The 8619-nt window shown below is 40.6% G+C and carries 11 protein-coding genes; 3 read left to right on the top strand and 8 right to left on the bottom strand.

Annotation, left to right across the window (positions count from 1 at the left end):
- Positions 1-85: 85 nt before the first annotated feature.
- The 4 genes from FNW02_RS36575 to parA all read right to left on the bottom strand — a co-directional run bounded on the left by FNW02_RS36575 (position 86) and on the right by parA (position 2357).
- The gene (locus FNW02_RS36575) at positions 86-679 is read right to left on the bottom strand and encodes a hypothetical protein (RefSeq protein WP_191762380.1); all 594 of its coding nucleotides are present in this window, start codon (positions 677-679) and stop codon (positions 86-88) included.
- On the bottom strand, positions 642-893 hold the full coding sequence (locus FNW02_RS36570; protein ID WP_191762379.1) for a hypothetical protein: 252 nt from the start codon (positions 891-893) through the stop codon (positions 642-644). Before FNW02_RS36570 ends, FNW02_RS36575 begins: the two co-directional genes overlap by 38 nt.
- Before the next feature lie 554 nt (positions 894-1447).
- Positions 1448-1726 (bottom strand): hypothetical protein, encoded by a 279-nt coding sequence (locus FNW02_RS36565; protein WP_191762378.1) that lies wholly within the window; start codon positions 1724-1726, stop codon positions 1448-1450.
- A complete protein-coding gene (parA, locus tag FNW02_RS36560) occupies positions 1716-2357 on the bottom strand; it encodes a ParA family partition ATPase (RefSeq protein WP_191762377.1) in 642 nt (213 codons plus the stop codon). The genes FNW02_RS36565 and parA overlap by 11 nt, the downstream gene beginning before the upstream one ends.
- Before the next feature lie 269 nt (positions 2358-2626).
- On the opposite strand from parA, the gene FNW02_RS36555 reads away from it, so the two are divergent.
- Complete coding sequence (locus FNW02_RS36555; RefSeq protein ID WP_191762376.1) at positions 2627-2830, top strand: sigma-70 factor domain-containing protein; 204 nt, start codon at positions 2627-2629, stop codon at positions 2828-2830.
- Positions 2831-2870: 40 nt separating this feature from the next.
- Here the strand turns inward: FNW02_RS36555 and FNW02_RS36550 are convergent, their stop codons facing one another.
- The 3 genes from FNW02_RS36550 to FNW02_RS36540 all read right to left on the bottom strand — a co-directional run bounded on the left by FNW02_RS36550 (position 2871) and on the right by FNW02_RS36540 (position 5440).
- Positions 2871-3110: a hypothetical protein gene (locus tag FNW02_RS36550; protein WP_191762375.1), complete on the bottom strand. Its 240-nt coding sequence runs from the start codon at positions 3108-3110 to the stop codon at positions 2871-2873.
- 120 nt (positions 3111-3230) lie between these two features.
- The gene (locus FNW02_RS36545; protein ID WP_225226240.1) at positions 3231-4094 is read right to left on the bottom strand and encodes a hypothetical protein; all 864 of its coding nucleotides are present in this window, start codon (positions 4092-4094) and stop codon (positions 3231-3233) included.
- A 965-nt stretch (positions 4095-5059) separates the two neighbouring features.
- Positions 5060-5440, bottom strand: a complete 381-nt coding sequence (locus FNW02_RS36540; protein ID WP_191762373.1) for a hypothetical protein — start codon at positions 5438-5440, stop codon at positions 5060-5062.
- 445 nt (positions 5441-5885) lie between these two features.
- Here FNW02_RS36540 and FNW02_RS36535 point away from each other — a divergent pair, with 445 nt between their 5' ends.
- The gene (locus tag FNW02_RS36535) at positions 5886-6086 is read left to right on the top strand and encodes a CopG family transcriptional regulator (RefSeq protein WP_191762372.1); all 201 of its coding nucleotides are present in this window, start codon (positions 5886-5888) and stop codon (positions 6084-6086) included.
- 329 nt (positions 6087-6415) lie between these two features.
- Entirely contained in the window at positions 6416-7651 is a 1236-nt protein-coding gene (locus FNW02_RS36530; protein WP_191762371.1) for an IS110 family RNA-guided transposase, read from the top strand.
- Between the two features lie 370 nt (positions 7652-8021).
- On the opposite strand, the gene FNW02_RS36525 is transcribed toward FNW02_RS36530, so the two are convergent.
- Positions 8022-8507 (bottom strand): response regulator, encoded by a 486-nt coding sequence (locus FNW02_RS36525; RefSeq protein ID WP_191762370.1) that lies wholly within the window; start codon positions 8505-8507, stop codon positions 8022-8024.
- Between the last annotated feature and the right edge of the window lie 112 nt (positions 8508-8619).

Below are 8619 nucleotides of genomic sequence, written 5' to 3'. Positions count from 1 at the left end.
AACCACGAGTCCGTAAACGCCGCCCAAAAGCTTACCCCTTAATGACCAAACCCCGGCATGAGTTACGCAAGCAATTGCAAACAGCTTAAACCACAAGTGTTTCGGCTTTTCTTAGTGCCATTCCTCTCTGTATCCTTTTACGCTCTGCTATTTCTGCTTCTAAGATTTTTTGTTCTAGCCTTTCTTTCTCTTCTCTTTCTCTGTTCAACCTTTCTCTCTCTAGAGTTTCTTTCTCTACCCTCTCCCTTTCCATTTGAATTAGCTGCTGCTCGACTCGCCCACAGTATAAATCTAATGCCTTACCTGTGGCTGTTCCAGTAATTGCGCCACCGGCTAAAAAGATGAGGGCAGTTTTCCAACCTTGAATGGGCTCACCACTCCACTCTAAACTAGGCTCATTGAACCACACCATTATGGCGAAAATCACAATTCCAATTACTGTATTAATCAGAGCAAAAATTCTTGGCGTCAAATCAGTCTGCCGTAGTATTAGCCATTGTCCCAGGCTAAGAAACCCACCAAGGAAGAGGGCAGCGATCGCCGAAAGGATAAAATTTCCAGGGGAAGTGAATGGATCTACTCTGAAGTTAATTATTAGTGGCACACAAACCAAACCAGAGAGCAAAAAGCCGAAGAATAAGCTAGCTGCACTGGCGAGAGTCCAGTAGCGACCCATCATCTAGCCCAGTGATTGGAAAATCGGTTACAGCTTCAGCCGGGGCTTGGGTCGGTGTTGAAGATATAGGCTCGTCAGCAGTGGGATCTGGGTTAACCTGTAATTCCGATGAGGGTCGCTCTGCTGGTCGATAGGCAACGAGGTCAAGCTTTTGGCTTGGGTCTGGGGATTTTGGCTGTTGTTTGGGTGGTTTAGATGGGCGTTGTGTAGATTTCATTAATGCTTCTGTATTTCTTTGTTTCTGTATTATTACATTTCTGTTTTTCTTTATTTATTTTTGATGGTGGGCTTAGTAGTTTGCCAACCCAAAATTAGTGGGTGGAGGTTGAGGTGCATGTTAAAACGCAAAGGGATAAACCTTTAAACCTAAGCTTTGCCTCGGCAATTTATCTCAGCTAACTATTAAGTTTAAGTTTTTGAAGAAACACTTACTAATACTTCCACATGATTTCTGTATTTGCTTTTTTCTGTATTTCTGTATAAAATCATGATTTTACATCTTCTATATTTCTGTATTTTTCCGAAAAAACTTTATTAGCGAGTGGCACGCAAGTTTTAAGTTATTAGCTAAGGCAAGCGGGGGTACTGGGGAGTACCCTTTGCGAGCGTCATACAGATAGAAGAAGTCACAATTAGTAACTCTGTTCTTCCTCCGGCTTTCCCAGCTTCCCTAGGGCAAGAACAGCTTTTCAAGTGTGCCATTCATTTACTAGCATTTCTACATTCATTATTTCTGTTTTTCTGTATTAATTAAGGATTTTACACCTATCTTTATTTCTGTTTTTCTGTATTTCCGTATTTTTCTTGTAAAAGTTCCCTAAGCAGATCAACCATTGCCACGCCTTCTTCTACAGCCTTCGCTTTGATTGCCTTGTGAAGTTGCTCAGAAATGTCTAAAGTAAGACGCTTCATCTTTACAGGCTGTGGTGTAGACTTTACACCTGGAGTAAGTTCTAATGTTTCATTTCTGTTAACTACCCACTCATCAACATTTGTCTGCTCTGTGTGAGATGTGGGTTTTGAACCAATACTGACTTTCTTAGCTACCACTTTCTACAACCACCTTCAGTAATTCATTTACAAGTGCATTAATTTCTTTAATAGCTGACTCATTTCGACCGTTTTCAAACACGGTTTGACCAGTAGCAGCAGTTTCAGCAAATGCTACACGCTGGCAAATGTGCGATCGCAAAACGGGAGTCCCGTAATTTGCAAGAGCTTCAGTTACATCCCGACCAATTGCTGTATTTACGATTTTACGATTAATTACAAATACAGATTTAAGCTTTTCTTTAAATACAGAAGCTTCTTTAATAAGATTTATCACCTCTTGAGCTGCCCAAACATCGTATGGGCTTGGCTGAATTGGAATAACCACAACGTCAGCAGCAATGATCGCACTTCTAGCAAGGTCAGTAACTCTTGGTGGGCCATCAATGATGACGTGATCGTAATTCTTGGCAATCTCCGGTAAATCCCGATGAATAGTAGGACGGTCTAATCCAACAACAGCAAATGGAGGTTTGTCGTTTCGTGCCGCTGCCCAATCACGGGCTGACCCTTGAGGGTCAGCATCAATGAGGAGTACAACAGCGCCCTTGAGTGCAAGGGCATGACTAATGTGTACGGCAAGGGTTGTTTTACCTACGCCTCCTTTCTGATTTTGAACTGAAAATATCATTGTATTTACAGAAAATCGTATTTACAGAATGCAGGAATACAAAAATGCTCAGGAAACTATACTTTGTTATTACTGAGTTACAAGTATAAACACAAATGCAGAAAAACGTAAATACAGAAATAAAGAACAACCGATAGAATCATTACAAGTAGTGTACGAGGTTTAGGAAGAAAAACAGAAAAACTAAATAAGCACATACTTGTATTGTGTTAAAGCTTTTGTTATCCTCTCAATTCCCCGTATTTAATCAATTAGTTAAGTCAAGTTACATGTCCATCCCCACTTCAGACCTAGTCCGTTCCTACCTCCAAGACATCGGTCGTATCCCTTTGCTGACAGGCTCCCAAGAAATCGCTTATGCCCGACAGGTGCAGCAGATGATGGTAATTGAGCAGCGCAGGCAAGTGATCTCACAAGAACTAAATCGCCAGCCAACAAATTTGGAACTAGCCGCGGACACAAAAAAAACCTAGTGTGGTAAAGTTCACTAGAGAAGACGACTCTCTAGATTAGCTAAGTAAGCCTTGGGGTCTCTGCGAAATCGATACTGTTCAATTCTGGCAATGCGTGATGTTTTTGCAATTGAGAGCGTAATTCGAGCCAAGTAACAATATCAACTTGTGCTAAATCAGATGCGGTAAAAGAATGAAGTTTAGTAGCGATGGCACAGGCAAGTTTGACAGAGCCACGAATAACGAGGGATGAGGGGGCAACCTTACGACCAGTACAACGACGTTGATGATGACGTAGCATACCAAAAGCGTGTTCTAAGTCATTATTAGTTCTGGGAAAATTTTCAATTATTTTCCAAGGCTCAAAGCGATCGCTAAAATCTTTGTCAATAAGTAGGAGTTAATGAGATTATTTTTAAGTCTATTGAGAATTTACTAGTCTTATTGACATGATGCGGCCGCCCTGTAACGGTGGATGACCATCATTGGTTATAGAACTACGGACTGCCGAGCAATAATCTTCAATAATAGTCACCATTTCCTGATCTTCATTAGTAACACTACGTTCAATGTCTCGTAATCCTCTAACTTTTTTTTTCAATTCCTTTTTTGCATGTCTATCCGCCTCATATATGGGTTTAATTGCTTCTTTCAGGTAATGGTAATGACATAAACCATGAGCAATACTAGGTAATGCTAACCCAACAGCTTTGCGAATCGATTGTTGTCCATCACTAACAACTCCATCAATTGGTACATCCAGGGTATTAGTTACTTCTAATAATAATGCTACTAAATCTTCATTTCTTGATGATGCTAAAGTTTTAGCAAGTAAAATTTCTCCTGATAAGCAATCTCGAATTACCCATAGTACCTCATGTCCAATCTCTGGCTGCATCCCATCGATAGCTAATATCACCCGTCCTTGATTTTTAACTATTGCTTTTAACCTTTTATGGTCTTTTAGCCATAAAGAAAGTAACTCGTCATATCTGTCAATTAGTTGTGTGACCGTTCTTTGACTTATACATATACCCTTTAATTCGAGATGAGTGTGTATTTGGGGAACACTTCTATGTTCCTGGTAGCGTAATGCTCCTATATAAGCAATCACGTCCAAACCAAATTCGTTTTGTGGTAGAGCTAGGGAACCTTCTTGCTCTGGTCGATATGCTTTTTTGTACAAGAGACATGACTTATTTTGACATCGCCGAATTTTTAGCTGTAGTTCTACTACCCCATTTAACGTTCTTATATGTCGAGGATTATTGTATTCATTCCACATTGCTTGACCGCACGAAGGGCATTTTTTTTGAACACAATCGAGTACTTCAAACGATGTTGCTTCTGGTTTTAAACTTTTTCTTGCCAAGTTTCTGCACCATTATTTCGCTACAAGGTCAAGATTACAGGATTTCCACTCTTCTCTAGTAAGTTTTGCCACGCTAGGTTATTTCTCAATAACGAATCTAAAAATGACGATTTTGAACCTAATCTTTTAGAACCTCTTAAATTAGATGATTCCGAGCCTGAAGCCCTTGATGCAGATGATGATCTGACTGAACTATCAAAATCACCAGTAATATACAACACCATTATCTCTAATTAAGATCTGTATAGTCAGTTTTTATGTATAAATGAGTGTCAGCCAATACTGCGAAAAATTTTATTAGATTGCATCCATCCCAAATGCTTATAGTAAGCCGATTATAATTTCGATTTGGTCTGACTCTCAACAAGGGAACATTAGATATAGTGCTGAAATCGAGATTTTAGGCAACTAATCTAAGTATGAATTACTAATCTAGCTCAAAGGAGATTTGCCAAGTAGAAGACAGCCGCTAAGCTGTTAAAGTTATGCTTGGTAAAATAAATTTGTGGTATCTAAGCTGAAAAAGTTTAGATATCCTTATATAAATTTATCAGAGGTTACGAAAGTCATAGTTGGGGTGAAAAAGCGATTGCTAGTAGTGGCTCTATGCTGTTAGATATTTATCCTATAGCAAATGTAGTTTTAAACTAGACATTAAAAGTTGCAGATAAGCAACTCAATCATAACTCCCTAGAAAATCAGCAACAAAAATGGCTGTAAGTATTACTCTACAAAGATAAAAACTCCCTAGAAAAATCCGTAGCCAATTAAACAGTAGTATAACTTACTCAGTATATTACTTTAAAAATTAATTACTCAGCATTATCCTGTTGCAAGTACCAAAACGATGTCAGCTGAACTGGGCTGTTGCGCTACCATCACCCACAGAAATCATCCACTCTTAATTCCCGCCACACGTCAGACGGTTGCCAACCGGAGTTACCAAGGGAGTGCAGAGGGCGATAGCTTTCGGGAATATAGTCTGATTGTGATGCTTGCATATATGCATGTGGCTCAGAATCAACTACTAGTTCAGGAATATCCTGAATCTCAGGCATCTCAATCGCTTGGGTCGGAGGTGGGGTTGCGTCTGTTTTTTTGCGAATCGGCTTGGCAGTTTTTTTAATAAGTCGTCGCATATCCATAAGAAATTCTGGGCAAACACGGTCAGGATCTCCCCGAATATAGCAAATTCTCAAGAGAAGCCGACTGCTGGTTGCTGTGTTCATCGCTCCATGCTCTGCATTCTGGTACTTCACTAAAGGCAATCGCTATCCACTGAAGAGGCAGAGGGGAAGGGAACTCGCGAGCGAGGGGAGCAAGCCCAACACTCTGCGTGGAGCGCTCTGCGGAACATGGGTATGTTCGCGCAGCGGAGCGTCTCGTAGAGAAAAGCCCCGTACTTCTAGGACGCTTGAACTGGGGCGGAGTATAAGCTCCGTCTGTTGTCTTTCCCCTGCCCCCTGCTCCCCTGCTTCTTTTGACCAGCACAATTAAATGTATCTTTAGAAATATTTCTCCAGATAAGATAGCAAATATGATGTTAGGAGAATACCCTATGTAAATTAGTGTGTTTCTTATGGATATCAATGTCCTTTTGTTTGCTGCATATTTGCTAGATTATATTTATTGTCAGCACATTAACATTTGGAAAAGAGATACTTTTTCTATAGGGAGAGAATTTGTTATGGGTAACAATAAGCTATGAGTAAAAAATGGGTGGCCAAAAGAATTACAGTAAATCTTGCCCTAGAGGAGAAAAGGAAACTTGATAACTACTGTGCAACGACCGGAAGACCAGCGACCGATGTAGTTAGGGAATTAGTCCGCTGTTTGGAAGTAGAGTCAGAAGTCTCTGTGAAAGTAAATTCCAACCAAGAAAAAAATACAACTGTTGCGGCTTGAGAGTATATTAACATCGGTCAATTAAGGGGCAAGACTTCAATTGAAGAAGGCAGCTATGCTGAGGGCAGAGGGCAGTCCCAATGAAAAAATTTCATTACCATGAATGAAAATGTGGTAACTTCCAAGATAAGGCTGATACAAGCGAGGTTGTTTCCTTATTAGAGCACCAGAGCCTGAAGGGCAGTCTAACCTGGATATCGAGAGGAATTACCAATTGTCGCCACTGAGCAATTTTTTGGTTTTAGTGAGCACGCAAGTCAGAATCTACTATTTAGATATCCACGTATTAGCCCCCTATCAATTTTGAAAGTTGTAGTAGCTCAACAGATATGCAGGTAGTCTACAATCGTTGTGCAGGACTAGATGTACACAAAAAGACAGTGGTAGCTTGTGTAATTACTCCAAAGTCTTCGTCCGGATGGCACAAGGAAATACGTACATTCACTACAATGACTCAGGACTTGTTAAAACTTTCTGACTGGTTAACAAGTCACAATTGTACTCATGTAGCAATGGAGAGTACTGGAGAGTATTGGCGACCTGTATTTAATATCCTAGAAGGAAACTTTGAAGTTATGTTAGTTAATGCCCGTCATATAAAAGCGGTGCCAGGACGCAAAACAGACATCAAAGACTCGCAGTGGATTGCCGAACTACTACAACATGGGTTGTTACGTGCGAGTTTTATTCCCCCTGTGGAGCAAAGAGATTTGCGCGATTTAACTCGTCATCGTAGCAATTTTATTCGAGAAAGAGTTAACTTGGTGAATCGAGTCCAAAAAGTGCTTGAAGCTGCTAATATCAAACTTGCCTCAGTTGCCAGTGACGTAATGGGTGTGTCAGGACGAGCAATGCTAGCTGCGATTGTTGAAGGTAGCGCTAGTCCTGAACTGATGGCGGACTTGGCAAAAGGAACCATGCGAAAAAAGCATGATTTACTGATTCAAGCACTCTTAGGTAGAGTTCGTCCTCATCAACGATTTATTCTCGCACAGCTACTGTGTCAAATTGATAGCGTAGACGAAACAATTCAATGTTTTGACCAACAAATTGAGGAATATTGTCGCCCTTTTGAGCAAGCGGTAGAGTTAGTAGATACTATACCAGGTATCGCGCGTCGAACTGCGGAAATTATTGTATCTGAAATTGGCATCGATATGAGCCGTTTCCCAAGTGCCCAGCATTTGGCTGCTTGGGCTGGAGTTGCTCCTGGTAACTATGAAAGTGGTGGGAAAACGCTTTCAACTAGTACCCGTAAAGGCAATCGCTCCTTACGAACAATTCTGGTTCAAGCCGCTCACGCTCTAGCCCATACTAAAACTTACCTTGCTGCTCAGTTTCGTCGTATTAGTGGGCGAAGAGGCAAAAAACGCGCAGCTGTTGCTGTTGCACATTCTATTTTAACGATCGCTTACCATCTAATATCATGTCAAGAACCTTATAAAGATTTAGGAGTTGATTATTTCGACAAACAACGACCGGAAAGTGTCAAGAAACGTTTGATTAAACGCCTGGAAAAACTTGGTTATCAAGTTAGTGTTGAACCTGTTCCGGCCGCAATTTAAACCTGTAATCAATATTTTGTTTCGGCTGTGTCGCCATTCAACGACAACAGCCACATATCCTTCTTGGATTTAAGCCGAAGTTTGATTTTCAAGTCAGAAGGTTTTATCAGTAAACCAAAAAGTTTTTCTCCAAATAGCGATCGCGGAAACTTATGTAATTTATAATACTTATAAATATCGAGTACTCTAACTAGCAGACATAAGATAGATTATGATTACTTCTGATTAGCTAGCCGATGATGGTTAATATTAACCTGAATAAAGCCCAAATTTTCACAAAAGAGCGAGGGTCATAACACCAAACTTCTGGAAGCATCTCTTGAGCAGTTATGGCATCTTTCCAGGTTAATAGCTCATATTTTATATATTGCTATTGTTGCCCGACTAAACTGACAATCGCCCTAATTAATTGCTCTAATTCCACAGGTTTAGAAATATGCATCTGAAAACCAGCAGCGAGCGCCTGCTGCTGGTTATACTCTCCAGCATGAGCAGTCAAAGCAATTGCAGGTATTTGCTTTCCCTGTTCTAATGACAAAACCTGCACCCGCTGTATCAGCATATAGCCATCCATATCCGGCATTACAATATCACAAAGCAGAAGATCTGGCAGTTGTTGCTGCAAAGCTGCAAGTGCCTCAAAGGCTGATGTCGCTACAGTAACCACGGCTCCTAAATCCCCTAATATGTAAGCTATCAATTCCCCTATAGAAGCTTGATCATCCACGACTAAAACACGCAGTCCCCTAAAATTCACTTGCACCCCAGTTGGCTGTAATTTGCTGGTTTGTTCAGACTCAGTCGTTATCAATGGCAAACAGACTGTAAATGTTGCACCTAAATGGCTTTGTTGCATGAAACGGAAAAAAGATAAACTTCACTCAATAGAAGGGCGAATTAATTTTCCACTTTGTAGCTAACTGGTTTACCTAAATGAATCATGCGATTGAGCGCAGCACACTGCAAGA

Source organism: Komarekiella delphini-convector SJRDD-AB1 (assembly GCF_014831675.1).
Classification (GTDB): domain Bacteria; phylum Cyanobacteriota; class Cyanobacteriia; order Cyanobacteriales; family Nostocaceae; genus Komarekiella.
This window is presented reverse-complemented; position numbering and strand designations above follow the sequence as displayed.

Bases quoted from the DNA above. Each gene is read 5' to 3' on its own strand.
- FNW02_RS36545 (WP_225226240.1), bottom strand. From the start codon at position 4,094: ATGTGGAATGAATACAATAATCCTCGACATATAAGAACGTTAAATGGG.
- parA (WP_191762377.1), bottom strand. From the start codon at position 2,357: ATGATATTTTCAGTTCAAAATCAGAAAGGAGGCGTAGGTAAAACAACC.
- FNW02_RS36535 (WP_191762372.1), top strand. From the start codon at position 5,886: ATGAGTAAAAAATGGGTGGCCAAAAGAATTACAGTAAATCTTGCCCTA.
- FNW02_RS36555 (WP_191762376.1), top strand. From the start codon at position 2,627: ATGTCCATCCCCACTTCAGACCTAGTCCGTTCCTACCTCCAAGACATC.
- FNW02_RS36570 (WP_191762379.1), bottom strand. From the start codon at position 893: ATGAAATCTACACAACGCCCATCTAAACCACCCAAACAACAGCCAAAA.
- FNW02_RS36575 (WP_191762380.1), bottom strand. From the start codon at position 679: ATGATGGGTCGCTACTGGACTCTCGCCAGTGCAGCTAGCTTATTCTTC.
- FNW02_RS36550 (WP_191762375.1), bottom strand. From the start codon at position 3,110: ATGCTACGTCATCATCAACGTCGTTGTACTGGTCGTAAGGTTGCCCCC.
- FNW02_RS36525 (WP_191762370.1), bottom strand. From the start codon at position 8,507: ATGCAACAAAGCCATTTAGGTGCAACATTTACAGTCTGTTTGCCATTG.
- FNW02_RS36530 (WP_191762371.1), top strand. From the start codon at position 6,416: ATGCAGGTAGTCTACAATCGTTGTGCAGGACTAGATGTACACAAAAAG.